This is a genomic window from Jatrophihabitans sp. sgz311053 (assembly GCF_056135305.1).
In genome coordinates this window covers 121,005-147,086 of sequence record NZ_JBWAXP010000001.1, presented here as the reverse complement: position 1 = coordinate 147,086, position 26,082 = coordinate 121,005, and the positions used below count along the sequence as shown (strand labels likewise).

The following is a 26,082-nucleotide window of genomic DNA, read 5'->3' as shown; positions in this document are numbered from 1 at the left end:
CTGTCATGAGGGGTGTCACGAGTCTGCCGCCCAGCGGGGCGGCCGCTTCTCCAGGAAGGCCGTCATGCCCTCGCGGGCCTCGTCCGAGCCGAAGAGCCGCGCGCTGAGCTGCTGCATCTGCTCCGCACGCTCGCCGAAGGCGGCGGCCGCCGTCGCGGTGGTGAGCGGCTTGGTCTCGGCCAGACCCTGCGGCGAGCATGCCCGCAGCGCCGCCAGGACGGTGCCGACCTCGGCGTCGAGGTCACCGGCCACCGCGGTGACCAGCCCGCAGGACGCAGCCTCCTCGGCGCCGAAGGTCTCGCCGGTGAGGTAGTACCGCGATGCGGCGCGCTCGGTCATCCGGCCCAGGGTGGTGAGCGAGATGATCGCCGGCGCCAGCCCCAGCCGCACCTCGGTGAAGGCGAAACTCGCGGCCTCGCTGACCAGGGCGATGTCGCAGGCGCCGACCACGCCGATGCCGCCGGCACGGACCGCGCCGTCGACCCGCGCCACCACCGGCTTGGGCAGGTCGACGATGCTGCGCATCAGGTCCAGCATGCGCTGCGTCCCGGCCTGCGGTCCGCCCTCGCCGGCCTGTTCCTTCAGATCCGCCCCGGCACAGAAGACCCGACCGGTGTGGGTGAGGACGACGGCCCGGACGCTCCCGTCCGCGGCCGCCGACACCAGGAACTCGGTGAGCTCACCGACCAGCTGTGCCGACAGCGCATTGCGGTTCTGCGGCGAGTCCAGCGTGAGCGTGACGATGCCGCGGTCGACCTCTCGACGGACGAGCGCCATCAGTACGACTTGGGCAGGCCCAGCGAGAACTGGGCGACGAAGTTGAGGATCATCTCGCGGCTCACCGGCGCGATGCGGGCCACCCGTGCGCCGATGATGAGGTTGCCGAGGCCGTACTCGTGGGCCAGGCCGTTGCCGCCATGGGTCTGCACCGCCTGATCGACGCAGGCGATGGAGGCCTCCGCGGCGGCGTACTTCGCCATGTTCGCCGATTCGCCCGCCCCCATGTCGTCGCCGGCGTCGTAGAGCGACGCGGCCTTCTGCATCATCAACCGGCTGAGCTCCAGCTCGACCTTGGCCTTTGCCAGCGGATGCGAGATGCCCTGGTGGGTGCCGATCGGCTTGCCACCCCAGACCTTGCGCTCGTTGGCGTACTTCACCGCCTTGTCCAGCGCGTAGCGACCCATGCCGACCGAGCCCGCCGCCGCCATGATCCGCTCCGGGTTGAGCCCGGCGAAGAGCTGTGCCAGCGCCGCGTCACCCTCGCCGATGAGCGCCTCGGCGGGCAGCCGGACGTCGTCGAGATAGAGCATGAACTGCTTGTCCGGCATCACCACGTCCATGTCGATGGCGGTGTACTCGAAGCCGGGGGTGTCGGTGGGGAAGGCGAAGAGCGCGGGCTTCAGCTTGCCGGTGTCCTGGTCCTCGGTGCGGGCGACGATGAGGATGGCCTGCGCATGGTCGACGCCGCTGACGTAGTACTTGCGGCCGTTGAGCACCCAGTCGCTGCCGTCCCGCTTGGCGGTGGTGGTGATCTTGTGCGAGTTGGAGCCGGCGTCCGGCTCGGTGATGCCGAAGGCCATGATCGTCTCGCCCGAGGCGATGCCCGGCAGCCAGCGCTGCTTCTGCTCGTCGGTGCCGAAGCGGCTGATGATGGTGCCGTTGATGGCGGGCGAGACCACCATCATCAGCAGCCCGCAGCCGGCGGTGTTGAGCTCCTCGCAGACGAGCGCCAGCTCGTACATGCCGGCGCCCCCGCCGCCGTACTGCTCGGGCAGGTTCAGGCCGATGAAGCCGCTCTGCCCGGCCTCCTGCCACAACTCCGCCAGCGGCTCACGACGTCGGGCTAGCGGTGCGGCGTACTCGTGGCCGTAGCGTCCGCCCAGCGCGGCGACCGCCTTGCGCAGGGCCTGCTGCTCCTCGGTTTCGCGGAAGTCCACTAGTTCTCTCCTTCGGATGGCTCGACGACGGCGAGCACGGCGCCGACCTCGATCTGCTGACCTTGCGTGACGGGCAGGCGGCTGACGACACCGGCGGCGGGCGCGTCGATGCGGTGCTGCATCTTCATCGCCTCGAGCCAGAGCAGGGGTTGGCCGGCGGCGACGGTGTCGCCCTCGGCGACCGCGATCCGGACGATCGAACCGGGCATGGGGGCGAGCAGCGAGCCGACCGCGATCTGATCGGCGGGGTCGGTGAAGCGGGGTACCCGCCGCAGCCGCACCGGACCCAGCGCCGAGTCGACCTCGACGTCGGTTCCCTCGACGGCAACCCGGAAGCGTCGGCGCACGCCGCCGACCTCCAGGACGACGAGGTCGGCCGCGGCGCTGACCAGAGCGACGTCGTCGTGGCCCTCGACCCGCAGCCCGTCCCGGCCGTGCCGGTAGCGGACCTCGTGCCCCTCGAAGCGTGCCAGCTGTGGCTGGCTCACCACGTTGCGCCACCCGGACGGCAGCTGCGGCAGCACCGGCGCCGCCGCCCGCCCCGCGCTGTCGCACGCCAGGGCAGCGGCGAGGGCGGAGAGCTCGGTGGCCGCCTCGTCCGCCAAGGGCGCGGCCAAGGTCTCCAGGCCGTGGCGGTCGAAGAACGCGGTGTCGGTCTCCCCGGCCAGGAAAGCCTCGTGCCGCAGCACCCGGACCAGCAGCTCACGGTTGGTGACGAGGCCATGGATCTCGCTACCGGCCAACGCGGTGGCGAGGCGGGTCGCTGCCTGCCGCCGCTGCGGCGCCCAGGCGATCACCTTGGCCAGCATCGGGTCGTAGAAGACCGAGACCACCGACCCGTCGACGACCCCGCTGTCCAGCCGCAGTCCGGCGCCGCGGCCGGTGAGGCCGAACTCGACGTCGACGTCCGGCACGCGGAGACGGCGCAGCACTCCGGACTGCGGTTGCCAGTCCGCGGCGGGGTCCTCGGCGTAGAGCCGGACCTCGATGGCGTGCCCGGTAGCGGCCGGCGGTGCGGCGTCGAGGGCGGCGCCCTCGGCGACGGCAAGCTGCAGCGCGACGAGATCCAGGCCGGTGGTGCACTCGGTCACCGGGTGCTCGACCTGCAGCCGGGTGTTGGTCTCGAGGAAGAAGAAGCGCCCGTCGTCGGCGGCGAGGAACTCCACGGTCCCGGCGCCGGCGTAGTCGATGGCGCTCGCGGCCGCGCGGGCCGCGGCGAAGAGCTCGTCGCGCATCCCCGGCGTGCGCTCGACCAGCGGGGACGGCGCCTCCTCGACGACCTTCTGGTGCCGCCGCTGGATCGAGCACTCCCGCTCACCGACGGCCCAGACGGTGCCGTGCGTGTCGGCCATGATCTGGACCTCGATGTGCCGGCCCGTGGCGAGATAGGGCTCGCAGAAGACGGTCGGGTCGCCGAAGGCGCTCTGCGCCTCGTCCCGGGCCGCCTTGACCTCGTCGGGCAGGGCGGCGAGGTCGGTGACGATCCGCATGCCACGCCCGCCGCCGCCGGCGGAGGCCTTGATCAACACCGGCAGGTCGGCCTCGGTGACGGCGCCGGGGTGCAGCTCGGTGAGCACAGGCACGCCGGCCGCCGCCATGAGCTTCTTGGCCTCGATCTTGGAGCCCATCCGGTCGATGGCCTCCGGCGGCGGGCCGATCCAGATCAGGCCGGCATCGATCACCGCGCGGGCGAAGTCGGCGTTCTCGGAGAGGAAGCCGTAGCCGGGGTGGATGGCATCAGCCCCGGCCCGGCGCGCGGCGGCGATGACGAGATCGCCCCGCAGATAGGTCTCGGCGGGTGTCGCGCCCGGCAGCCGGACGGCGGCGTCGGCCTCGGCCACGAACGGCGCGTCGGCGTCGACATCGGAGAAGACGGCCACGGTCGCCAGGCCGAGCGTTCGACAGGTGCGGAACACCCGTCGCGCGATCTCGCCGCGATTGGCCACGAGCACTGACGTGATCACAGGCGGAAGACTCCGTAGCCGCGGGCTCCCTCGACGGGACCCGAGTGGATGGCGGACAGTGCGATGCCCAGCACGGTGCGGGTGTCGCGCGGGTCGATGATGCCGTCGTCGTAACCCATTCCGGAGAGGAACGGCGCCACGGACTCCCTCTCGATCTGCGCCTCGACGTACTGCCGCATCTGCTCGTCCGCGGCCTCGTCGTAGTCCTGACCGCGGGCGGCGGCCGACTGGCGGGCGACGATGGAGAGGACGCCGGCGAGCTGCGCGGGGCCCATCACCGCTGATTTGGCGTTGGGCCAGGTGAAGAGGAAGCGGGGACCGTAGGCCCGTCCGCACATGCCGTAGTTGCCGGCGCCGAAGGAGGCGCCCATGGTGACGGTCAGGTGCGGCACCGTCGAGTTGGAGACGGCGTTGATCATCTGCGCGCCGTGCTTGATGATGCCGTTGCGCTCGTACTCGGCGCCGACCATGTAGCCGGTGGTGTTCTGCAGGAAGAGCAGCGGGGTGTCGGCGCGGTTGGCGAGCTGGATGAACTGCGCTGCCTTTTGCGCTTCTTCGCTGAAAAGGACGCCCCGCGCGTTGGCGAGGATGCCGATCGGGTAGCCGTGCAGGCTGGCCCAGCCCGTCACCAGCGACGAGCCGTAGAGGGGTTTGAACTCGTCGAACTCGCTGCCGTCCACCAGCCGGGCGATGACCTCGCGCGGGTCGAAGGGGGTCTTGAGGTCGGCGGGGACGATGCCGAGCAGCTCCTCGACGTCATAGCGGGGCTCGACCACCTCCGGCTTCGGGGTCGGACCCTGCTTGTGCCAGTTGAGGCGGCCGACGATCTCGCGGCCGAGGCGAATGGCGTCGTGCTCGTCGCGGGCGAAGTAGTCGGCGAGCCCGGACTGCCGGGCGTGCAGCTCCGCGCCACCCAGGGACTCGTCGTCGGACTCCTCACCGGTCGCCATCTTGACCAGGGGTGGGCCGGCCAGGAAGACCTTGGAGCGCTCCTTGATCATCACGACGTAGTCACTCATGCCGGGGATGTACGCGCCGCCGGCCGTCGAGTTGCCGAAGACCAGCGAGATCGTCGGGATGCCTGCCGCCGACAGCCGCGTCAGGTCCCGGAACATCTGACCGCCAGGGATGAAGATGTCCTTCTGTGTCGGCAGATCAGCGCCGCCGGACTCGGTGAGGCCGATGACCGGCAGCCGGTTCTGCAGTGCGATCTCGTTCGCGCGCAGGGTCTTCTTCAACGTGTACGGGTTGGAGGCGCCACCGCGGATCGTCGGGTCGGAGCCGTTGATCATGCACTCCACGCCGTTGACGACACCGATGCCGGTGACGACCGAGGCTCCCACGGTGTAGTCGCTGCCCCACGCCGACAGGGTGCCGAGCTCGAGGAAGTGCGAACCGGGGTCGAGCAGCAGTTCGATGCGCTCGCGGACGAGCAGCTTGCCGCGCTTGTGGTGCCGGGCGACGTACTTCTCGCCGCCGCCGGCGACCGCCTTGGCGTGCTCGGCTTCGATGCCGGCGATCTGTTCCAGCAGCGCGTCGCGGTTGGCGGCGTAGTCCGGAGATGCCGTGTCGACGTGGGACCTGAGGGTGCTCACGAGTAACCCAGCATCTTCGCCGAGAGCCCGGTGAGGATCTCGGTCGTCCCGCCGCCGATGCCGATGATGCGCATGTCGCGGAACTGCCGCTCCACCTCGGCCTCGCGCATGTAGCCCATGCCGCCGTGCAGCTGGACGGCCTGGTGCGCCACCCACTCACCCGTCTCGACGGCGGTGTTCTTGGCGAAGCAGGCCTCGAGGATGAGATTGGGCTCGGCCACTGCCCGGACGGCCACCGCGCGGGTGTAGCTGCGCGCTATCTCGATCCGGCGGGCCATCTCGGCCAGCGTGTGCTGCACGGACTGCCGGCTGATGAGCGGCCGGCCGAAGGTGTCCCGCTCACGACACCACTCGACGGTGAGGTCCAGGCAGCGCTGCGCGCAGGAGTAGGCCTGGACGGCGAGGCCGACCCGCTCGGAGACGAAGTTCTGCGCGATCTGCACGAAGCCGCTGTTCTCCTCGCCGACAAGGTGGGAGGCCGGCACGCGGACGTCGACGTAGGAGAGCTCGGCGGTGTCGGAGCAGAGCCAACCCATTTTCGCGAGTTTGCGCGACACGGTGAAACCCGGTGTGCCCTTGTCGACCACGAGCAACGAGATGCCGTGCGCGCCGGCATCACCGGTGCGGGCGGCGGTCACCACGAAGTCGCCGCGCACGGCTGAGGTGATGTATGTCTTCGCGCCGTTGATCACGTACTCGTCGCCGTCCCGCTTCGCCGTCGTCCGCAGGTTCGCGACGTCCGAGCCGCCGTCGGGCTCGGTGATGGCCAGCGAGCCGATCATCTCCCCGGCGATGGTGGGCCGGACGTAGGCGTCGACGAGGGAGGCGTCCCCGGACTGCACGAGGTGCGGCAGCGAGATGCCGGAGGTGAAGAGCGAGGCGAAGGCACCGCTGGAGCCGCCGGCGTAGTGGAACTCCTCGGCCAGCACGACCGCGTCCACCGCGTCGCCACCGCCACCGCCGACGGCCTCGGGGTAGGAGAGCCCGAGGAGGCCGAGCTCGCCGGCCCGCCGGGACAGCGAGCGGGGGAGCTCGCCGTCCTGCTCCCATTGCGCCAGGTGCGGCAAGACGTCGGCCGTGACGAAGCGGCGGACGGTGTCGCGCAGCGCGCGCCGCTCCTCGGTGACGAACTCGGCTGTCACAGCAACTCCTCCGGGATGTCGACCACGCGGGAACGCAGCCATTCGCCCACGGCCTTGGCCTGCGGGTCGTGACGGGCGTTGTAGGCGACGCCCTCGCCGAGCAGGCCCTCGACGACGAAATTCAGGGCGCGCAGGTTGGGCAGGTCGTGACGTCGCACCTCCAGCTGCGCCGTCTCGGGCAGCAGCTGCTGGAACCGCGCGACGGTGAGCACGGCGGAGAGCCAGGCGTAGGCGTCGTCCGACCGGGCCCAGACCCCGACATTGGCCGACCCGCCCTTGTCCCCGGAGCGCGCCCCGACGATGGTGCCGAGCGGCGCGCGTCGGGTGGCGCCCGACGGCGGCGCGGTCGGCGTCGGGGGAGCCGGGACGTCGGCGAGCTCCTGTGTGACGGGGGCGGGGCTGATCGCCATCCGCGTCCCGTCCGGCAGCACCGCGAGGTGCGGCACCTCCGACGCCGGGACGGTGGCCGCGGTGAAGACGCCGTAGGGCGCCGCCTCGCCCGGCGGCGCGGTGACGTGGAAACCGGGGATGGACGCCAGCGCCAGCTCGATAGCGCGGCCGGAGAACGCCCGTCCGAGCGCCTTCGGATCGGGACCGCGGACGACGCAGCGGAGCAGCGCGGCTGCCTCCTCCTGGACGTCGGCGTCCGGATGGTCGGTGCGGGCGAGGGTCCAGGTGGCGTCCACGTCGGCGAGCTGGGTCCGGAGCCACTGCGCCTTGGCCTCGATGTCGAGGCCGGTGAGGACGAAGGTGACCTCGTTGCGGAAGCCGCCGAGGGTGTTGCAGCCGACCTTCAGCGTGGCCGGCGGCGCCTCGCCCCGGACGCCGCTGATCCGGACCCGGTCGGTCCCCTCCGCGGTCAGGGTGATCGTGTCGAAGCGTGCGGTGACGTCCGGCCCGGCGTAGCGGGCGCCGGTGATCTCGTAGAGCAGCTGAGCGGTGACCGTCCCGACGGTGACGGCACCGCCCGTGCCCGGCGGCTTGGTGATGACCGCGCTGCCGTCGGCATGGACCTCCGCGATGGGGAAGCCCAGCGGCCGGTCCCGGTCCGGCAGCTCGGTGAAGAAGGCGTAGTTGCCGCCGGTGGCCTGGGGGCCGCACTCGATGACGTGCCCGGCTACGACGGCCCCGGCCAGCGCGTCGAGGGAGTCCGGCGTCCAGCCGTGGTGCCAGGCAGCGGGGCCCACGACCAGCGAGGCGTCGGTGACCCGGCCGGTGATCACGATGTCGGCACCGGCTCGCAGGCACTCGGCGATGCCGAAGGCGCCCAGGTAGGCGTTGGCGGCGAGCGGCTCACCGAGCCCGAGCTCGGCGGCTCGCTCCCGCAGGTCGTCGCCCTCGACGTGGGCGACGGCGACGTCGAGCTCGAGCCGGTCGGCGAGGATGCGGACGGCGTTCGCCAGTCCGGCCGGATTGAGCCCGCCGGCGTTGGTGACGATCTTGACGCCGCGCTCGGCCGCGGCGGGGAGGGCGACCTCGAGGTGGCGCAGGAACGTCTTGGCGTAACCGAGGTTCGCGTCCTTGATGCGGTCCCGGCCGAGGATGAGCATGGTCAGCTCGGCCAGGTAGTCGCCGGTCACCACGTCGACGCCGGGGGCGGTGACCATCTCGTAGAGGGCACTGGCCCGGTCGCCGTAGAAACCGGAGGCATTCGCGATGTGGAGCGGTTCGGTCATGACCGGGCCCGACCTGGTCCCGGGGCGCCGGCGAAGGCCTGCGCGATCTCCAACCAGGCGTCGGCGTCGGCGCCGACGGCCGTCACGCGCAGATCCGCGCGGTGTCGCCGCTGCGTGACGAGCAGGCAGAAGTCCAGCGCGGCGCAGGCGACCTGCTGCTCGGCGTCGGCCGGACCCCAGGTCCAGAGCTCGCCGCCGGGGCTGGTCAGCTCGACGCGGAAGGGCGCGGCCGGCGGGGTGAGCCCGCGGATGGCGTAGGCGAAGTCGCGGGTGCGCACCCCGATGTGCGCGACATTGCGCAGCCGATCGGTGGGCTCGCGACGGACCCCGAGAGCATCGGCGACGTCCTGACCGTGCGCCCAGGTCTCCATCAGCCGTGCCGTGGCCATCGACGCTGCACTCATCGGCGGGCCGAACCACGGGATCTTGACGCCGTCGGGGACGGCGGCCAGGGCGTCGGCGAGGGTGGTCCGGCCGGCGCGCCAGGACTGCAGCAGCTCCGCCGGCGGCGCACCTCCGGTCGAGGCGGCGGCGGCGTCCACGAAGTCGCCGGGGGCGGTGGCTGCCTCCGCCAGCAGGGCGGCGAAGCCCGCGGCATCGGTTGCCGCGGTGGTGGCCACGGCGTCGGTCCAGGCGAGATGACCGATCTGGTGCGCGATCGTCCAGCCCTCGGCGGGGGTGGCGCGCGACCACTGCGCCGCCGGCAGTCCGGCGACGAGGGCGTCCAACTCCTCGCTCTCGGCGCGGAGGTCGGCCAGCACGGCGTCGGCGGTCACCCGCGCAGCCTGTCAGCGTCGCCGAAAAGAATCAAGCACGCTTGCTTGATTCTTGGGCAATCATTGGCTCGTTCCGATGGCGAGGGCTCTCAGCGCTGGAGCAGGCGGGCGTTGGCGACGACAAGCAGCCCGGTCGGAGTGCAGAGCGTGGTGTTCCAGAGCCCGATGCGGACGATCTCCGCCTCGACGACACCGCCGTGCTCGGCGACATCGAGCCGGATCCGCTCGCCGGGGCGGTACGGCCGGACGAGGAAGAGCGTCAGGCCGGCGATCAGGCTGAGGGTGGTGCGGTAGGAGGCGATCGCCCCGAGCAGGCCGATGACGACCGCCGCCCCGAATGCCGGCAGGAGCCCGAACCCGCAGAGCAGGAGAACACCCGCGCCGACCACCATCAGCCATGCCGTGGTGAGCAGCGGGGCGGCGACCGGGGCGGGGGTCGCCGACGCGCGCTCGCGGTGCGCCCCGAGGGCGCGGCGAGCATCCTCGCGCATGCTGGTCATGAGCCCCACATCCCTTGTCTAGCAAGGGATTCCCGGACGCAGGGCGGAATCTTCACCCGGATGTCAGCGATCTCAGTGTCGATCATCACCCGCGGGGGACGAAGCGGGTCATTGCGCCCTCAGGCGAAGCGGCGGACAACCCGCAGCGGCGCGTGCCGCAGCACCATCCCGAGCGGCCGCCACGGCCACCGCGGGACCTCCGCGCTCGGCACCTCGCGCTCGACGGCGCGCAGCATCGCCCGGACCCCCGCCTCGGTCGTCGCCATCAGTGGTGTCCGCTGCGCGACGCGATCGTTCATCTCCGACTCGATGTAGCCGGGAAAGAGCGTGGTGACGCGAATGCCCGTGCCCAAGGTCTCGGCCCGCAACCCCTCGGCCAGTGACGCCACGCCTGCCTTCGAGGCCGCATAGGCCGTCATCGAGCGCGGCATCCCGCGCATGGCCGACATGGACGAGACGACCACCAGGTGCCCGGCGCCCGCAGCGCGGAACAGCTGCATGGCGGCCTCGCACTGCGCCAGGGCCGAGAGCAGGTTGGTCGTCAGCGTCTGCTTGTTCACGTCGAACCGGCCGGTCCCCACCGGAGCGCCCTTGCCCAGGCCGGCGTTGACCACGACCCGGTCCAGGCCGTCGAGGGCGGTGGCGAGGTCGTCGAAGACGCCGAAGACGGCGTCGTGGTCGTCGACATCGAGGGCACGGACCTCGACCCGCCGCTCGGGGTGGGCCGTGACGATCTCGTCGCGCAGTGACTCCAGCCGGTCGAGCCGGCGGGCGCAGAGCGCCAGGTCGTGGCCCGCCGCGGCCAGCTGTCGAGCCATCTCGGCGCCCAGGCCGGCGCTCGCACCGGTGATCAGGACCCGGCGCCGGAACTCAGCCATCGCCGGTCATTCGGGCAGCGGCCAGTCGTCGGCGTCGGAGCGTGCCCGCAGCTGCTCGGCCTGCTGCGTCAGCCGCGCGGCGGTGGCGGTGACGGCCTGCGCCACGTCGGCGCCGGTCTGGTCGGCGAGCAGGTACACCCCGTAGGCGAGCTCGCCGAGCCGGGTGGTGAGGTCCTCGCCCGGCCGGTACGGCCGCCGGCCGCGGTCCGAGCCCGCGGTGACGGTCGCGGCGAGCGAGCCCAGCATCGTCTGCAGCTCGAGCAGCAGGGTGGGGACGGTGGCGTGCAGGTCGGCCGCGTCGGCGCTGCGGGCGACGATCTGTTGCAGGTCATCCACGGGGACCGAACCTACTCGTGCCGATCGGCGGCGCACTACGCTCGGTCCCCGTGGATCACTCGCGACCGGCGCGACTGCGCGTCGGCGTCGTCGGCGTCGGCCGTGTCGGCGGCACGCTCGGTGCCGCCCTGGCCCGCGCCGGCCACGAGGTCGTCGCCGCCGCCGGCATCTCCGAGCGGTCCCGGCAGCGTGCCGAGCGGCTGCTGCCGCTGACCCCGGTCCTGCCGGTCGACGAGACGGTCGCCGCCGCCGACCTGGTGCTCTTGGCCGTTCCCGACGACGTGCTGCGCGGTCTGGTGTCGGGGTTGGCCGACGCCGACGTCTGGCGTCCGGGCCAGCTGGTGGCCCACACCTCGGGGGCCCGGGGGATCGACGTGCTGGACCCGGCGGCGGCCCGCGGGGCGCTGGCCCTCGCGCTGCACCCGGTGATGACCTTCACCGGCCGACCGGAGGATCTCGACCGCCTGGACGGCGCGCCGTTCGGCGTCACCTCGCTCGAGGAGCTGCGCCCCGTCGCCGAGTCGCTGGTGCTGGAGATGGGCGGTGAGCCGGTGTGGGTTCCCGAGGCCGCCAGGGCGCTCTATCACGCTGCGCTCGCCATGGCCTCGAACCATCTCGTCACCCTCGTCAACGACGCGGTGTCGGTGCTGGACGAGGCCGGCGTCGGCGAGCCCACCCGGCTGGTGGCGCCGCTGCTCAGCGCATCGCTGGACAACGTGCTGCGCCTGGGGGACGCCGCGCTCACCGGACCGGTGTCGCGCGGTGACGCCGAGACGGTCCGCCGACACGTGGCGACCCTGCGCGACGCGGCGCCGGAGACGGTCGAGGCGTACGTCGCCCTGGCCAGGCGCACCGCCGAGCGGGCGCGTCGCTCCGGCCGTATCGACGCGCGGCAGCAGGCCGCGCTCGGCGAGGCACTGGAGGCCCGACCGTGAAACTCGTGCGCAGCCGGTCGGAGTTCTTCGCCGCCCGTGCCGACCTCGGCGGCCCCGTCGGCCTGGTGCCGACGATGGGCGCGCTGCACGCGGGGCACCGCGCCCTGCTCGACGCCGCCCGCGCCGAGTGCGCCTCGGTGATCACCACGAACTTCGTCAACCCGATCCAGTTCGGGCCGACCGAGGACCTCGGCCGGTATCCGCGCACCCTCGATGCCGATCTGGAGATCTGCCGGGAGGCCGGGGTGGACCTCGTCTGGGCGCCCGGCGTCGAGGACGTCTACCCGCACGGTGGCGTCACCAGGGTGCGCGTCGAGCCGGGCCCGCTCGGCGACATCCTCGAGGGCGCGGTGCGGGCGGGTCACTTCAGCGGGGTGCTCACCGTCGTGGCCAAGTTCCTCAACCTGGTCCGGCCGGGGCGGGCCTATTTCGGCGAGAAGGACTACCAGCAGCTCGCGCTGGTGCGGCAGCTCGCCGACGACCTGGACATCGGCTCGGCCATCGTCGGCGTGCCGACGGTCCGCGACGACGACGGGCTGGCACTCTCCAGCCGCAACGTCTACCTCTCGGCCGAGGAGCGGCAGCACGCGCTCGCGCTGTCCCGTGCGCTGCGTGCCGGCCAGGCGGCCTCCCGGGACGGGGCGATCGCCGTCATCACCAGCGCCACCGCCGAGCTGGCCCGCGAACCCGGTTTGCAGGTCGACTACCTGGAGCTTCGTGCTGCCGATCTGGGCGAGATCCCCGAGCACGGCGCGGCGCGGCTGCTCGTCGCCGCCCGGGTCGGGAGCACTCGGCTGATCGACAACGTCGGCGTGCAGCTGTGACGCCGCTGCCACGCCGGCTCGCCGCCCCCTCACCCGGCTGGACGGTGGAGGCCGATGTCGTCATCGTCGGCTCCGGTATCGCCGGCCTCACCGTGGCGCTGCACCTGAGCCGGCAGTCGTCACTGCGGGTGTTGCTCGTCACCAAGGACGTGCTGGCTGCGGGCTCGACCCGGTGGGCGCAAGGCGGCATCGCCGCGGCACTCGGCGCCGGTGACTCCCCGGACGACCACTTCGCCGACACCATCGTCGCCGGGGCGGGAGTCTGCGACGAGGCCGCCGTCCGGGTGCTGGTGCGCGAGGGCGCTGCGGCGGTCCGCGAGCTCGCCCAGATGGGGGCGCGCTTCGACCGTGGCGCCGACGGTCGGCTCTCGCTGACCCGTGAGGGCGGGCATCACCGCGACCGCATCGCCCACGCCGGTGGAGATGCCACCGGCGAGGAGATCGAGCGGGCGCTGGTGACCCGGCTGCTCGACGCCTCCGGCGTGGAGGTGATCGAGCACGCCCTGCTGCTGGACCTCATCACCGGTCCCGACGGCGTCACCGGCCTGACCCTGCACGTGATGGGCGAAGGTCAGCGCGACGGCGTCGGTGCGGTCCGGGCCAGGGCCGTCGTGCTGGCGACCGGCGGTATCGGGCAGGTCTACGCCTCGACCACCAATCCGAGCGTCTCGACCGGGGACGGCGTCGCGGCGGCGCTGCGGGCAGGAGCGGTCGTGCGGGACCTGGAGTTCGTGCAGTTCCACCCCACCGTGACCTACCTCGGTCCGCGCTCGCGGGGCCAGCAGCCGCTCGTCAGCGAGGCAGTCCGGGGCGAGGGGGCCTTCCTCGTCGACGACGACGGGCAGCGGATCATGGCCGGCGTCCACGAGCTCGGTGACCTCGCGCCCCGGGACGTCGTGGCCAAGGCGATTTTGCGCACGATGCGCGACAAAGGCGTCGAGCACGTCTGGCTGGACGCGCGTCACTTCGGCGTCGAGAAGTGGCGGGTGCGGTTCCCGACCATCCTCGCCACGCTGCTGGCGCGGGGGATCGACCCGGTCACCGAGCTCGTCCCCGTCGTCCCCGCCTGCCACTACGCCAGCGGCGGCGTGCGCGTGGATCTCACCGGCGAGTCGTCGCTGCGCAATCTCTTCGTCTGCGGCGAGAGCGCCTGCACCGGCGTGCACGGCGCGAACCGGCTCGCTTCGAACTCGCTGCTGGAGGGTCTCGTCTTCGGGCACCGCATCGCCGACACCATCATCGCGCGACTCGCCGAGCCGGGGGCCGACGGCGCAGTCGACGCTGCGACGGGCGCCGTGGGTTCGCTGGTGAGCGCCGATGCCCGACCCGAGCTGCAGCACCTCATGTCCGGTCAGGTGGGTGTGCTGCGTGACGAGGCGGGGCTGCGCGCGGCGGCCGACGGGGTCGCCGGCATCGTCGCGCGCGACGGCGGCACGCCGGGCACCGACGCGTGGGAGACCACCAATCTCGTGACCGTCGCCGCGGCGCTGGTCCAGGCCGCAACAATGCGACGGGAGACCCGCGGCACCCACTGGCGCGACGACTGCCCCGACCGCGACGACGAGCGCTGGCAGGGGCATCTGGACACCGTGCTGGACGCCGATGGCAGGCTTCGCACCGAGTACCGACCCGCCCGGGTCGCCGTCCCCAGTCGAGGAGCCCCGTGACCGAGCCCGTCGTCGCCCCCGGCGTCCCCGTGGCGGTGGTGGCCGACATCGTCCGCCGTGCCCTGGCCGAGGACCTTGCCGAGGCCGGCGACGTCACCACCGCCGCCACCGTCCCGGTCGATGCGACGGCGACCGCCGCGCTCGTCTCGCGGCAGGAGGGCGTCGTCGCCGGGCTGCCCGTGGCCGAGCACGTCTTCGCCACCGTCGGTCAGGGACGGCTGCGGTTCTCCGCCGCGGTCGAGGATGGTGCCCGCATCGCGCCCGGCACGGTGCTCGCCACCGTCTCCGGACCGCTGCGTGACCTGCTCACCGCCGAACGCACCGCGCTGAACCTCATCGGACATCTCTCCGGCGTGGCCACGCTGACCCGCCGCTGGGTCGACGCGGTCGCCGGCACCGGGGCCGCGGTGCGCGACACGCGCAAGACCATGCCCGGACTGCGCGTGCTGGAGAAGTACGCGGTGCGCTGCGGCGGCGGGGTGAACCACCGGATGTCGCTGTCGGACGCGGCACTGGTGAAGGACAACCACGTCGTGGCCGCCGGTGGTGTCGTGGCCGCCTTCGAGGCCGTCCGGGGGCGCTATCCCGGGCTGCCGCTCGAGATCGAGGTCGACACCGTCGAGCAAGCGCGCGAGGTGATCGACGCCGGCGCCGATCTGGTCCTGCTCGACAACATGACCGTCGACCTGATGCGGCAGGTCGTTGAGTTTGCGCGGGGACGCGCAAAGCTTGAGGCGTCGGGTCGGCTGTCGCTCGACAATGCCCACGAGGTCGCCGCGACCGGCGTCGACTACCTCGCGGTCGGCGCGCTGACCCACTCGGCGCCCGTCCTCGACATCGGCCTGGACCTCTAGGCCGGGAGGAGAAGCCACGCCATGCTGCTCGCCATCGACGTCGGCAACACCAACACCGTCATGGGCGTCTTCGAGGGTGACGAGATGCGCGAGTCCTGGCGCATCAAGTCCGACGCGCGGACCACCGCCGACGAGCTCGCCCTCGCCTTCCGCGGCCTGGTCACCGATCATCCGGTCACCGGTATCGCCGCCTGCTCCACCGTCCCGGCCGTCATGCGGGAGCTGCGCTCGATGCTGGCGCGCTACTACGCCGGCGTCCCCACCGTGCTCGTCGAGCCGGGCGTCCGGACCGGGGTCAGCATCCTCACCGACAACCCGAAGGAGGTCGGCACCGACCGCATCTGCAACACCGCGGCCGCGTACCACCTCACCGAGGGCGCCTGCATCGTCGTCGACTTCGGCACGTCCACGAACTTCGACGTCGTCAGCCCGCGCGGCGACTTCCTCGGCGGTGCGCTGGCACCGGGCATCGAGATCTCGCTCGACGCCCTCGCCGCCCGCGCGGCGCAGCTGCGCAAGGTGGAGCTCGTCGCGCCGCGCAGCCCGATCGGCAAGAACACCGTCGAGTCGCTGCAGTCGGGCATCCTTTACGGCTTCGCCGGCCAGGTCGACGGCATGGTGCGGCGACTGTCCAGCGCCCTGGTCCCGGACGACCCCGGCTCGGTCGCGGTCATCGCGACGGGCGGCCTGGCCAGCCTCGTCATCGACCACAGCGAGACCGTGACCCGTTACGAACCCGCGCTGACCCTCATCGGGTTGCGCCTGATCTGGGAGAGGAACGCCTGATGGAGTTCCACGTCTTCACCGAGCCGCAGCAGGGCGCGACCTACGACGACCTGCTCCGCGTCGCCCGCGCGACCGCCGACCGCGGCTTTGCCGGTTTCTTCCGCTCCGACCACTACCTCGCGATGGGCCCCATCGACGGGCTGCCGGGCCCCTCCGACGCCTGGATCACGCTGGCCGGTCTGGCTCGGGAGACGACGGGGATCCGGCTCGGAACCCTCGTCTCGCCGGCGACGTTCCGGCTGCCGGGGCCGTTGGCGATCAGCGTGGCGAACGTCGACGCCATGAGCGGCGGCCGCGTCGAGCTCGGCCTCGGCGTCGGCTGGTTCACCGCCGAGCACGAGGCCTACGGCATCCCCTATCCCGAGACGCCGGAGCGTTTCGCCCGCTTCGCCGAGCAGGTCGAGATCGTGGACGGCCTGCTCCGCGCCCCCGCGGGTGAGACGTACTCCTTCGCCGGCGAGCACTACACGCTCAGCGACTCACCGGCGCTCCCGAAGCCCGCCCAGTCGCCACGGCCGCCGTTCATCCTCGGCGGTGCCGGCAAGAAGCGCGGCGCCGCCCTCGCCGCCCGCTTCGCCGACGAGTACAACGTCCCGTTCTCCTCGCTGGCCGACACCACGGCGGTCTGGGACCGGGTCCGCGCCGCGGCCACCGAGACCGGTCGGGAGCTCAGCTACACCGCCGCGCAGACGCTCTGCCTCGGCACCTCCGACGCCGAGATCGCCCGCCGCGCCGCCGATGCCGGCCGGGACCCCGAGGAGCTGCGCCGCAACAGCGCGGCCTGCGGCAGCGTCGACGAGGTCGTGGCCAAGCTCGCCGCGTTCCGTGACGCGGGCGCGGCCCGGATGTACCTGCAGCACATGAGCCTGGGCGACGACGAGCACCTGGACCTCGCCGTCGAGGTCATGCGTCAGCTGGCGGACTAGGAGCCCTACAGCCAGCCCCGCGCGTCGGCGACGAGGATGGCCTCGGTGCGGTTCCGGACGCCGGTCTTGGCGATGGCGGCGGAGAGGTAGTTGCGGACCGTCCCCTCGGAGAGGAACAGCTTCTTCGCGACATCGGCGACGGTGGCCCCGTCGCGGGCAGCGACGAGGACGTCGCGCTCCCGCGCCGTGAGCGGCGAGACGCCGCCGGCGAGCGTCGCGGCGGCCAGCGCCGGGTCGACGACCCGCTCGCCTCGCGCGACCCGTCGGACGGCGTCGGCGAGCTGCTCGGCGGGGGCGTCCTTGACGACGAAGCCCGCGGCTCCGGCCTCCATCCCGCGCCGCAGGTAACCGGGTCGGCCGAAGGCGGTGAGGATGATGACCCGGCACTGCGGCAGCTGCTCGTGCAGCGCCCCCGCGGCGGCGAGGCCGTCCATGCCGGGCATCTCGATGTCGAGCAGCGCCACGTCCGGTCGGCTGTCCCGCGCCGCCGGCACGACCTCGTCACCGCGAGCCACCTGGGCGACGACCTCGAAGTCGTCCTCGAGATCGAGCAGGGCGGCCAGCGCCGTCCGGACGAGATGCTGGTCGTCGGCGAGCAAGAGCTTGATCACGAGGTCACCACCGGGCTCGGGACGACCGGTTCGGGCACCTCGACGCGGAGCGTGAAACCGCCGCCGCCGGCCCGTACCGTGAGCCGCCCACCGCGGGCCTCGACGCGTTCGGTGAGGCCGGTGAGGCCGTTGCCCTTGATGCCGGTGCCGCCGCGGCCGTCGTCGCTGATCTCCAGGCTGCGCCGCCCCAGGCCGATCCGCAGGTGCGCCGCTCCCGAGTGCCGCACCGCGTTGGTGATCCCTTCGCGCACCACCCAGCTGAAGAGCTCCTCGACATCCGCGTCCACCTCGGCCACGGTGGGGGGCAGCTGGCCGTCGATGCCCGCCGCGCGCAGCACTTCGCGGGCGGTGGCCAGCTCCCCGGCGAGCGTGGTGTCGCGGTGCGCCGACACCGCGGCGCGGACGTCGCCGAGGGTGCGTCTGGACAGCTGCTCCACCTCGGCGATCTCCGCCCGCGCGCGGTCGTCCTCGCCACGCTCGGCGAGTTTGCGAGCGAGGCCGGCCTTGACCGTGATGGTGGTGAGCGAGTGTCCGAGCAGGTCGTGCAGGTCGCGGGCGATCCGGGTGCGCTCGTTCTCGGCGGCCAGCCGGGCCACCTCGGCGCGGGCGGCGGCGAGCTCCACGTTGGCCCGGACGATCTTGAAGAAGCCGAGCATGGCGACCGCGACGAGCAGCAGCGTGAAGCCCAGACTCCAGTTGACCCCGCGGTGCCAGGCCGGGACCAGCGGCGGCAGGAACGTCGCCACCGCGGCGTAGCCGAGGACGACGGGGAGAGCCGCGGGCCGCTGCGTGGCCATGGTGAGGACGGCGAGGTAGACGAGGAAGCCGAGCGCGTCCTGGTGGGCGAAGTAGAGGCAGGCGAGGGTCAGCGCGACCCCGAGGGTGTAGCAACGCCAGAACCGCCGATGGTGGCGCTGCACCCCGGCCACCAGTGCGACGAGGTAGTTCACCCCGAAGCCGACGACGATCCCGTAGCCCACGATCGCGGTCACGCCCGAGTGGTAGCGGTTGATCGTGGTGATGATCTGGCTGAGGTAGACCAGCCACAGGGACGGGAAGACGTAGCGGCGCCAGCCGTGGTCCCACATCCCCGCGATGTGCTCGGCCTCGTCCTTCGCGCTGGCGTCGCTCCGTGCGTCCTTCATCGGTGGTCAGGCTAGCCGGGTTCAGGCACGCCGGGTGTCGCGTCGATAGGCCCACATCGCGAGGCCGACCATGGCGAGGCTCCAGACCGCGATCACGGTCCAGGCCAGGGGTGTCCAGGCCTGCCCGCCGATGCCGTTCTTGTTCGCCTGCACCAGCCAGAACGAGGGGATGTACTTCGCGATGGTGTGGATGATGCCGTCGGTGACCGGGAAGTAGGCGCCACCGACGAGGGAGAAGAGCGACATCGCGCCGCCGATAAAGGGGCCCATCGAGTCACCCTTGACGAGGTGGCCAAGGGCGGTGCCCATGGCCGCGAACGGGATCAGCGCGATCATCGACAGCCCCGCCCCCACCAGCCACTCACGCAGGTCGAGCGTGGCACCGACCGCCAGCGCCACCGCGGTGAGCAGCAGCAGGCTCACGAAGGCGATCGCGTACGAGGTCAGCACCTTCGTTCGCAGGTAGGTGCTCGCCGGCAGCGGGGTGAGCCGAAGCTGCCGATTCCACCCCACCTGGCGTTCCAGCGCGATCCGGGCACCGCCGGAGATCACCGCGGCCAGCATGCCGAAGGCCGCCATGCCGGCGAAGTAGAAGCGCCCGAAGGTGAGGGTCGGCAGCCCACGGGGAGCGATGTTGTCGTCGACCTGCGGCGCCGCGATGGCCAGGTACATGACGAGGGGGAAGACCATCGAGAAGATGACGTTCTGACGGTTGCGCAGCAGCCGCTTGAACTCGAATCGGGTGTAGGCCACGGTGGCGGTGAGCGGACGGGGTGCCGGGGCGGCGGTGGTGCTCAACGGACGGTCTCCTCGGTCGAGTTGTCGGCGGCGGCGGCCTCGTCGCCGGTGAGGGCGAGGAAGGCGGCCTCCAGGCCGGCGGCGGTGATCTCCAGGTCGCGGGCAGCGGGATAGGCGGCCAGCAGCGCGCGGACGGCGGCGTCGGAGTCGGGACAGCCGAGCACGACGGTGTCGCCGCGGGTGTCCACGGCGCCGACGCCGGGCAGCCGTCCCAGGGCGTCGAGGTCGGCGCCAGGGATGGTGGCGCGGATGGTCCGCTGCCCTGCCATGGCCTTGATCTCGTTGGCCGGGCCGTCGGCGACGATGCTGCCGTGGCGCATCAGCACGATGCGGTCGGCGTACTGGTCGGCCTCCTCCAGGTAGTGCGTCGCGAAGAGCACCGTCTTGCCGGCGCGGGCGAAGGAGCGCACGGCCTGCCAGAAGGTGTGCCGCCCCTCGACATCCATCGCGACGGTCGGCTCGTCCAGGACGAGCAGGTCGGGATTGCTGACGAGGGCGAGCGCGGCGCGTACCCGCTGTGCCTGACCGCCGGAGAGCCGGTCCGTGCGCTGGCCGGCGAAGTCGGCGACGCCGGTGATCCGCATGACCTCCTCGACCGGCAGCGGGTCGGGGTAGAAGGAGGCGACCGTCAGGAGCAACTCGCGGGGTGAGGTGAAGGCCGGCAGCCCGCCGGTCTGCAGCATCGCGCCGACGGCACCGGCGGCGACGGCACCCTCCGGGGTCATGCCGAAGACGGTGACCGTGCCGTGGTCGGCCTGTCCCAGCCCGAGCAGGATGTCGATCGTCGTGGACTTGCCGGCGCCGTTGGGTCCGAGCAGGGCCACCGTCTCGCCGGGAGCGATGGCGATGTCGATGCCCCGGACGGCGTGCACCGGACCGGCGGGGGTGGCGAAGGTCTTGTGCAGGCCCCGGAGCGCGATGCCGGCGGCAGCGGTGTCACCGGTGTCAGGTGTGGTCATGTCCGCAGACTTTGCTGGCCGCCGCCTCGTCGGGCCAGTGTCACGGTCACCGGAGTCGGCGTGACATTCGTCAGCGCCGGGCCCGGGGCCTCCTCAGCCCGCGCCGATAGGCTCCCCGGTCGTGAGTGATGCACCGCGTGACGACCGAGCCGACCTCGATTCCACGGTCGACGATCTCCCCGAACAGCTCCGGGTCCGCCGGGAGAAGTACGACCGGCTCATGACCGACACGCAGCGGGCGCCGTTCCCGGTCGGCGTGCCGCGGACGGCGTCGCTGGCCAAGGTGCGGGCCGACCACCCCGACCTCGAGCCGGGTGCGGAGACCGGTGATCTCGTCGGCATCACCGGCCGGGTCATCTTCGTGCGCAACACCGGCAAGCTCTGCTTCGCGATGCTGCGTGAGGACGACGGCGAACTGCAGGTCATGCTCTCGCTGGATCGGGTGGGCGCCGATGCCCTCGCGGCGTGGAAGGCCGACGTCGACCTCGGTGACCTTGTCTTCGTGCGGGGCGAGGTGGTCTCGTCCAAGCGGGGCGAGTTGTCGGTGATGGCCGACGAATTCCGCCTCACCGCGAAGGCGTTGCGGCCGCTGCCGGTGGCTCACAAACCGCTCTCGGACGAGATGCGGGTGCGGCAGCGCTACGTCGACCTCATCGTGCGTCCGGAGGCCCGGGCAATGGTGCACACCCGTGCATCGGTGCTCCGCTCGCTGCGCGCCACCCTGGACGCTCGCGCATTCACCGAGGTGGAGACGCCGATCCTGCAGGCCGTGCACGGGGGCGCCGCGGCACGGCCCTTCCAGACCCACCTCAACGCATTCGACCAGGACATGTCGCTGCGAATTGCCACCGAGCTCTACCTCAAGCGGTGCATCGTGGGTGGCATCGAGCGCGTCTACGAGATCGGCCCGACGTTTCGAAACGAGGGTGTCGACAGCAGTCATTCGCCCGAATTCACGATGCTCGAGGCATATCAGGCCTATGGCGACTACCACACCATGGCCGATCTCACTCGCGCACTGATCCTGGACGCGGCGGCTGCCGTGGGTCGGGAGACCCCCGTGACGGCCGACGGCGTCGAGATCGACCTGCAGGGGCAGTGGCGCCGCGAGACGGTCCATGACCTGGTCGCCGAGGCGGTGGGGGAGCCGGTGGACGCCGGCACCTCGGTTTCGGATTTACGAACCATCGCCGAACGAGTGAACGTGGGCCTCAAGCCCGACTGGGGAGCCGGCGAGATCGTCCTCGAGCTGTACGAGAAGCTGGTGGAGCACACCCTCGTCCAGCCGACCTTCGTCACCGACTATCCCGTGTCGGTCCGCCCGCTCGCGCGACCGCATCGAGACGATCCGCGACTGGCCGAGGCGTGGGACCTCATCATCGGCGGCGTCGAAGTCGCCCCCGCCTATTCCGAGCTCGTCGATCCGGTCGAACAGCGACGCCGCCTCGTCGAGCAATCGCTCGCCGCGGCCAAGGGCGACCCCGAGGCCATGGAGCTGGACGAAGACTTCCTGCGGGCACTGGAATACGGGATGCCGCCCACCGGTGGCATGGGCCTCGGCGTCGACCGGCTCATCATGGTGCTCACCGGCAAGGGCATCCGGGAAACCATTCTCTTCCCTTTGCTGAAGCCAACCTGATTCATCCGGGGCAATGTCGTCCGCGGCACCATTGCCACGCCACGCGGCCCGGGTTTCGTCATAACCAACCGGGATGCGCTACCTTCAGCAGGTCGGTAACAATGCCCCTGCACAGAAATGGCAAAACGAATGGCTCAGAAAACTGTCGTGACGCTGATCGACGATCTGGACGACGGCGCCGCTGACGAGACCGTGCTCTTCGGAATCGACGGCTCCAGCTACGAGATCGACCTCTCGTCCAAGCACGCCGCCGAACTCCGCGACGCGCTCGCCAAGTACGTGGCCAACGCGCGACGTGCCTCGGGGCGCAGCGCGCGCTCCGCTTCGTCGTCCTCGCCCCGCCGCGGCCGTCCGGCTCGCGGTGACCGCGAGCAGACGCAGGCGATTCGCGAGTGGGCTCGCCAGCACGATTACAAGGTCGGTGAGAAGGGCCGTATCCCGGCGCACATCATCGAGGCGTACAACTCGCAGAACTGACGCATCTTGTCGTCGAAGGGCCCGGTCACCTGCTCCGTGACCGGGCCCTTCCGCGTCTCACCGTCACCCCAGGTGTTCGGCGAAGAACGTCTCGATGCGGCGCCAGGCGTCGGCGGCGGCCTCCGGGTCCGGGCCGAGGTGGGCGATGCGCTGCAGCGGGTGGGTGACGGCCGGTCCGAAGGGCCGGTCGTTGAGGAACGAGTGCCCCGCCGTCGGGTACTCCTTCACGTCGTGCGGGACGTCCAGGTCGGTGAGCACGCGCTCCAGCTTGGCGGCGGCGCCGCGCAGGCTGAGGTCCTTGCCGCCGTAGCTGCCCACGACGGGACAGGCGCCGGCGAGCACCTGCGCCGCGTGCCGCGGCACGGCGCCGTAGTTCGGGGCAGCCGCGTCGAAGCCGCTACCAGCCGTGACGAGGGCGAAGCCGCCACCCATGCAGAAGCCGATGACGCCCACCTTGCCGGTGCAGCGGTCGTCGGCGAGCAGCTGCTGCCGCGCTGCCTCGATGTCGGCGAAGGGCTTTCCCCGGCCCGCGAAGAGGGCTCGGAACGTGCTCAGCAGGCAGCGACGGACGCCACCGTCGCTGAAAAGGTTCGGTGCCAGGGTCAGGTAGCCCGCTGCCGCGAGCCGGTCGGCCTGGCGACGCTGGATGTCGTCCAGCCCCAGCGCCTCGTGCAGCGAGACGACGCCGGGCCAGGGTCCGTCACCGGCAGGCACGGCGAGGTACCCGCCGAGGGTGCGGGAGCCGCCGTCCACCGGGCCGAGGGAGATATCGGGCATCACGCCACGTCCAATCCGTCCGGCGCGGGACCGACCCGCGCTCCATTGCTCGTCCGCGCCGTGTTCGCGGGCGGCTTAATCGTGCCGCGCCTGCCCCGGAGCAAATCGTGCGCCCCCGTCGTTGGAACGGGTGTTCACCCCGAAGACCGGGTGGACGGGTGCCCGCCGGTTCGTCCGAACCAGGGCACAGCCGCCGGTCCGCGTGCGATGCGGACTACAGTTGGACCCCAGCGGCAATCGGCGCGGAAGGAGCTGCCTGATGTTCGAACGGTTCACAGACCGCGCACGGCGCGTAGTCGTCCTGGCCCAAGAAGAGGCCCGGATGCTCAATCACAACTACATCGGCACCGAGCACATCCTGCTCGGGCTGATCCACGAGGGTGAAGGCGTGGCCGCCAAGGCTCTCGAATCACTCGGCATCTCGCTGGACGCCGTGCGCCAGCAGGTCGAGGAGATCATCGGACAGGGTCAGCAGGCGCCGAGCGGGCACATCCCGTTCACGCCGCGGGCCAAGAAGGTGCTGGAGCTCTCGCTGCGCGAGGCCCTGCAGCTCGGCCACAACTACATCGGCACCGAGCACATCCTGCTCGGCCTCATCCGCGAGGGTGAGGGCGTCGCCGCGCAGGTGCTGGTGAAGCTGGGCGCCGACCTGAACAAGGTCCGCCAGCAGGTCATCCAGCTGCTCAACGGCTACCAGAGCAAGGAGCCGGCCGGGACCGCCGCCGAGGCGACCCCGTCGACGAGCCTGGTGCTCGACCAGTTCGGCCGCAACCTCACGCAGGCTGCCCGCGAGGGCAAGCTCGACCCGGTCATCGGGCGTGAGAAGGAGGTCGAGCGCGTGATGCAGGTGCTCAGCCGCCGCACCAAGAACAACCCGGTGCTCATCGGCGAGCCCGGCGTCGGCAAGACCGCCGTCGTGGAGGGCCTCTCGCAGGCCATCGTCAAGGGCGAGGTCCCGGAGACGCTGAAGGACAAGCAGCTCTATACGCTGGACCTCGGCTCCCTGGTCGCCGGCTCCCGCTACCGCGGTGACTTCGAGGAGCGCCTGAAGAAGGTGCTCAAGGAGATCCGCACCCGCGGCGACATCATCATGTTCATCGACGAGATCCACACCCTCGTCGGTGCCGGTGCCGCCGAGGGCGCTATCGACGCCGCCTCCATCCTCAAGCCGATGCTGGCCCGCGGCGAGCTGCAGACCATCGGTGCGACGACGCTGGACGAGTACCGCAAGCACCTGGAGAAGGACGCCGCGCTCGAGCGCCGCTTCCAGCCGATCCAGGTGCCGGAGCCGACCGTGGCCCACACCATCGAGATCCTCAAGGGGCTGCGCGACCGGTACGAGGCGCACCACCGCATCTCGATCACCGACGCCGCCCTGGTGTCGGCGGCGGGCCTGGCCGATCGCTACATCAGCGACCGGTTCCTGCCCGACAAGGCGATCGACCTCATCGACGAGGCCGGCGCGCGGATGCGCATCCGTCGCATGACCGCCCCGCCGGACCTGCGCGAGTTCGACGAGCGCATCGCCGACGTCCGTCGCGAGAAGGAATCGTCGATCGACGCGCAGGACTTCGAAAAGGCCGCGGCGCTGCGCGACAAGGAGAAGAACCTCCTTGCCGAGAAGAGCAAGCGTGAGGCCGAGTGGAAGGCCGGCGACCTCGACGTCGTGGCCGAGGTCGACGACGAGCAGATCGCCGAGGTCCTGGCGACCTGGACGGGCATCCCGGTCTTCAAGCTGACCGAGGAGGAGACCGCCCGCCTGCTGCGCATGGAGGACGAGCTCCACAAGCGCGTCATCGGCCAGGAGCAGGCCATCAAGGCCGTCTCGCAGGCGATCCGACGCACGCGTGCCGGTCTGAAGGACCCGAAGCGTCCCGGTGGCTCGTTCATCTTCGCCGGCCCGTCCGGCGTCGGTAAGACCGAGCTCTCGAAGACGCTGGCGGAGTTCCTCTTCGGCGACGACGACGCGTTGATCCAGATCGACATGTCCGAGTTCCACGACCGGTACACCGTGTCGCGCCTGGTCGGTGCACCCCCCGGCTACGTCGGTTACGACGAGGGTGGCCAGCTGACGGAGAAGGTGCGGCGCAAGCCGTTCAGCGTGGTCCTCTTCGACGAGGTCGAGAAGGCCCACCCGGACGTCTTCAACACGCTGCTGCAGGTGCTGGAGGACGGCCGCCTCACCGACGGTCAGGGCCGCATCGTGGACTTCAAGAACACGGTGCTGATCCTCACCACCAACCTCGGTACGCGCGACGTCTCCAAGGCGGTCGGCCTGGGCTTCTCGGCCAGCAACGACTCCGAGTCGAACTACGACCGGATGAAGGCCAAGGTCAACGACGAGCTCAAGCAGCACTTCCGGCCCGAGTTCCTCAACCGCATCGACGACATCATCGTCTTCCACCAGCTGTCGCAGGAAGAGATCATCCGGATCGTCGACCTCATGCTGGCTCGGCTCGATGTCCAGCTGCGGAACAAGGACATGGGCATCGAGCTCACTCAGGAGGCGAAGAACCTCCTTGCCGAGAAGGGCTACGACCCCGTGCTGGGCGCCCGGCCGCTGCGCCGCGCCATCCAGCGCGAGATCGAGGACCCGTTGAGCGAGAAGATCCTCTTCGGCGAACTCGAGGCCGGCCAGATCGTCCTGGTCGACGTCGAGCCGGTGGACCCGATGAAGAAGGACGGTCCGAAGACGTTCAGCTTCCGCGGTGAGGCCAAGCCGTCCGCGCTGGCGCTGGACGAGCCCCCGGCCGCCGGGGTCTCCGCCGACTGACCGCAGCACCAGTTCGACCTGATCGAGGGCCCGCCCGGACGATGTCCGGGCGGGCCCTTCGCATTCCCCCGTGGCTTGGCGTCCGCCTGGGCGCGTACCCCTTGGCG

At 71.5% G+C, this 26,082-nt stretch carries 24 protein-coding genes; 9 read left to right on the top strand and 15 right to left on the bottom strand.

The features are described from left to right. Nucleotides 1-15: 15 nt before the first annotated feature. From AC0NZQ_RS00385 to AC0NZQ_RS00340, 10 genes are all read right to left on the bottom strand, one after another. Nucleotides 16-777 carry an enoyl-CoA hydratase family protein gene (locus AC0NZQ_RS00385; protein ID WP_474527624.1) on the bottom strand — a complete coding sequence of 254 codons (762 nt, stop codon included), beginning with the start codon at nt 775-777 and terminating at the stop codon, nt 16-18. Beyond that, nucleotides 777-1,937, bottom strand: coding sequence for an acyl-CoA dehydrogenase family protein (locus AC0NZQ_RS00380; RefSeq protein WP_474527623.1), 1,161 nt, complete (start codon nt 1,935-1,937; stop codon nt 777-779). The genes AC0NZQ_RS00385 and AC0NZQ_RS00380 overlap by 1 nt, the downstream gene beginning before the upstream one ends. After that, a complete protein-coding gene (locus tag AC0NZQ_RS00375; protein ID WP_474527622.1) occupies nt 1,937-3,901 on the bottom strand; it encodes an acetyl/propionyl/methylcrotonyl-CoA carboxylase subunit alpha in 1,965 nt (654 codons plus the stop codon). Before AC0NZQ_RS00375 ends, AC0NZQ_RS00380 begins: the two co-directional genes overlap by 1 nt. Beyond that, nucleotides 3,898-5,496, bottom strand: a complete 1,599-nt coding sequence (locus tag AC0NZQ_RS00370) for an acyl-CoA carboxylase subunit beta (RefSeq protein ID WP_474527621.1) — start codon at nt 5,494-5,496, stop codon at nt 3,898-3,900. Before AC0NZQ_RS00370 ends, AC0NZQ_RS00375 begins: the two co-directional genes overlap by 4 nt. Continuing rightward, nucleotides 5,493-6,638 carry an acyl-CoA dehydrogenase family protein gene (locus AC0NZQ_RS00365; RefSeq protein ID WP_474527620.1) on the bottom strand — a complete coding sequence of 382 codons (1,146 nt, stop codon included), beginning with the start codon at nt 6,636-6,638 and terminating at the stop codon, nt 5,493-5,495. Before AC0NZQ_RS00365 ends, AC0NZQ_RS00370 begins: the two co-directional genes overlap by 4 nt. After that, a complete protein-coding gene (locus tag AC0NZQ_RS00360) occupies nt 6,635-8,314 on the bottom strand; it encodes an acyclic terpene utilization AtuA family protein (RefSeq protein WP_474527618.1) in 1,680 nt (559 codons plus the stop codon). The genes AC0NZQ_RS00365 and AC0NZQ_RS00360 overlap by 4 nt, the downstream gene beginning before the upstream one ends. Continuing rightward, the gene (locus tag AC0NZQ_RS00355; RefSeq protein ID WP_474527617.1) at nt 8,311-9,090 is read right to left on the bottom strand and encodes a TIGR03084 family metal-binding protein; all 780 of its coding nucleotides are present in this window, start codon (nt 9,088-9,090) and stop codon (nt 8,311-8,313) included. The genes AC0NZQ_RS00360 and AC0NZQ_RS00355 overlap by 4 nt, the downstream gene beginning before the upstream one ends. An 89-nt stretch (nt 9,091-9,179) precedes the next feature. After that, nucleotides 9,180-9,590: a mechanosensitive ion channel domain-containing protein gene (locus AC0NZQ_RS00350; RefSeq protein ID WP_474527616.1), complete on the bottom strand. Its 411-nt coding sequence runs from the start codon at nt 9,588-9,590 to the stop codon at nt 9,180-9,182. 119 nt (nt 9,591-9,709) lie between these two features. Beyond that, on the bottom strand, nt 9,710-10,468 hold the full coding sequence (locus tag AC0NZQ_RS00345; protein ID WP_474527615.1) for an SDR family oxidoreductase: 759 nt from the start codon (nt 10,466-10,468) through the stop codon (nt 9,710-9,712). A 6-nt stretch (nt 10,469-10,474) separates the two neighbouring features. After that, complete coding sequence (locus tag AC0NZQ_RS00340) at nt 10,475-10,804, bottom strand: hypothetical protein (RefSeq protein WP_474527614.1); 330 nt, start codon at nt 10,802-10,804, stop codon at nt 10,475-10,477. 50 nt (nt 10,805-10,854) lie between these two features. On the opposite strand from AC0NZQ_RS00340, the gene AC0NZQ_RS00335 reads away from it, so the two are divergent. The 6 genes from AC0NZQ_RS00335 to AC0NZQ_RS00310 are packed head-to-tail and all read left to right on the top strand — an operon-like array spanning nt 10,855 to nt 16,796. After that, on the top strand, nt 10,855-11,739 hold the full coding sequence (locus AC0NZQ_RS00335; protein ID WP_474527613.1) for a Rossmann-like and DUF2520 domain-containing protein: 885 nt from the start codon (nt 10,855-10,857) through the stop codon (nt 11,737-11,739). 5 nt (nt 11,740-11,744) lie between these two features. Next, on the top strand, nt 11,745-12,563 hold the full coding sequence (gene panC / locus AC0NZQ_RS00330; RefSeq protein WP_474527612.1) for a pantoate--beta-alanine ligase: 819 nt from the start codon (nt 11,745-11,747) through the stop codon (nt 12,561-12,563). 5 nt (nt 12,564-12,568) lie between these two features. After that, a complete protein-coding gene (locus tag AC0NZQ_RS00325; RefSeq protein WP_474529370.1) occupies nt 12,569-14,230 on the top strand; it encodes an L-aspartate oxidase in 1,662 nt (553 codons plus the stop codon). Beyond that, nucleotides 14,227-15,084: a carboxylating nicotinate-nucleotide diphosphorylase gene (gene nadC, locus AC0NZQ_RS00320; RefSeq protein WP_474527611.1), complete on the top strand. Its 858-nt coding sequence runs from the start codon at nt 14,227-14,229 to the stop codon at nt 15,082-15,084. The genes AC0NZQ_RS00325 and nadC overlap by 4 nt, the downstream gene beginning before the upstream one ends. Nucleotides 15,085-15,105: 21 nt before the next feature. Further along, the gene (locus AC0NZQ_RS00315) at nt 15,106-15,870 is read left to right on the top strand and encodes a type III pantothenate kinase (RefSeq protein ID WP_474527610.1); all 765 of its coding nucleotides are present in this window, start codon (nt 15,106-15,108) and stop codon (nt 15,868-15,870) included. After that, a complete protein-coding gene (locus tag AC0NZQ_RS00310; protein WP_474527609.1) occupies nt 15,870-16,796 on the top strand; it encodes an LLM class F420-dependent oxidoreductase in 927 nt (308 codons plus the stop codon). Before AC0NZQ_RS00315 ends, AC0NZQ_RS00310 begins: the two co-directional genes overlap by 1 nt. 5 nt (nt 16,797-16,801) lie before the next feature. Here the strand turns inward: AC0NZQ_RS00310 and AC0NZQ_RS00305 are convergent, their stop codons facing one another. Genes AC0NZQ_RS00305 through AC0NZQ_RS00290 form a run of 4 tightly spaced genes read right to left on the bottom strand, consistent with a single transcriptional unit; the run spans nt 16,802 to nt 20,309 of the window. Continuing rightward, nucleotides 16,802-17,407 (bottom strand): response regulator transcription factor, encoded by a 606-nt coding sequence (locus AC0NZQ_RS00305; RefSeq protein WP_474527608.1) that lies wholly within the window; start codon nt 17,405-17,407, stop codon nt 16,802-16,804. Continuing rightward, nucleotides 17,404-18,552: a sensor histidine kinase gene (locus AC0NZQ_RS00300; RefSeq protein ID WP_474527607.1), complete on the bottom strand. Its 1,149-nt coding sequence runs from the start codon at nt 18,550-18,552 to the stop codon at nt 17,404-17,406. Before AC0NZQ_RS00300 ends, AC0NZQ_RS00305 begins: the two co-directional genes overlap by 4 nt. Nucleotides 18,553-18,573: 21 nt before the next feature. Further along, nucleotides 18,574-19,350, bottom strand: coding sequence for an ABC transporter permease (locus AC0NZQ_RS00295; RefSeq protein WP_474527606.1), 777 nt, complete (start codon nt 19,348-19,350; stop codon nt 18,574-18,576). Beyond that, nucleotides 19,347-20,309, bottom strand: coding sequence for an ABC transporter ATP-binding protein (locus AC0NZQ_RS00290; protein WP_474527605.1), 963 nt, complete (start codon nt 20,307-20,309; stop codon nt 19,347-19,349). Before AC0NZQ_RS00290 ends, AC0NZQ_RS00295 begins: the two co-directional genes overlap by 4 nt. 121 nt (nt 20,310-20,430) lie before the next feature. Here AC0NZQ_RS00290 and lysS point away from each other — a divergent pair, with 121 nt between their 5' ends. Beyond that, the gene (gene lysS, locus AC0NZQ_RS00285) at nt 20,431-21,948 is read left to right on the top strand and encodes a lysine--tRNA ligase (RefSeq protein WP_474527604.1); all 1,518 of its coding nucleotides are present in this window, start codon (nt 20,431-20,433) and stop codon (nt 21,946-21,948) included. Between the two features lie 129 nt (nt 21,949-22,077). Beyond that, nucleotides 22,078-22,425, top strand: coding sequence for a histone-like nucleoid-structuring protein Lsr2 (locus AC0NZQ_RS00280; protein WP_474527603.1), 348 nt, complete (start codon nt 22,078-22,080; stop codon nt 22,423-22,425). A 63-nt stretch (nt 22,426-22,488) separates the two neighbouring features. On the opposite strand, the gene AC0NZQ_RS00275 is transcribed toward AC0NZQ_RS00280, so the two are convergent. Beyond that, the gene (locus AC0NZQ_RS00275) at nt 22,489-23,202 is read right to left on the bottom strand and encodes a dienelactone hydrolase family protein (RefSeq protein WP_474527602.1); all 714 of its coding nucleotides are present in this window, start codon (nt 23,200-23,202) and stop codon (nt 22,489-22,491) included. A gap of 259 nt (nt 23,203-23,461) precedes the next feature. Between AC0NZQ_RS00275 and AC0NZQ_RS00270 the strand changes: the two genes are divergently transcribed. Continuing rightward, entirely contained in the window at nt 23,462-25,975 is a 2,514-nt protein-coding gene (locus AC0NZQ_RS00270; RefSeq protein WP_474527601.1) for an ATP-dependent Clp protease ATP-binding subunit, read from the top strand. Nucleotides 25,976-26,082 lie beyond the last annotated feature (107 nt).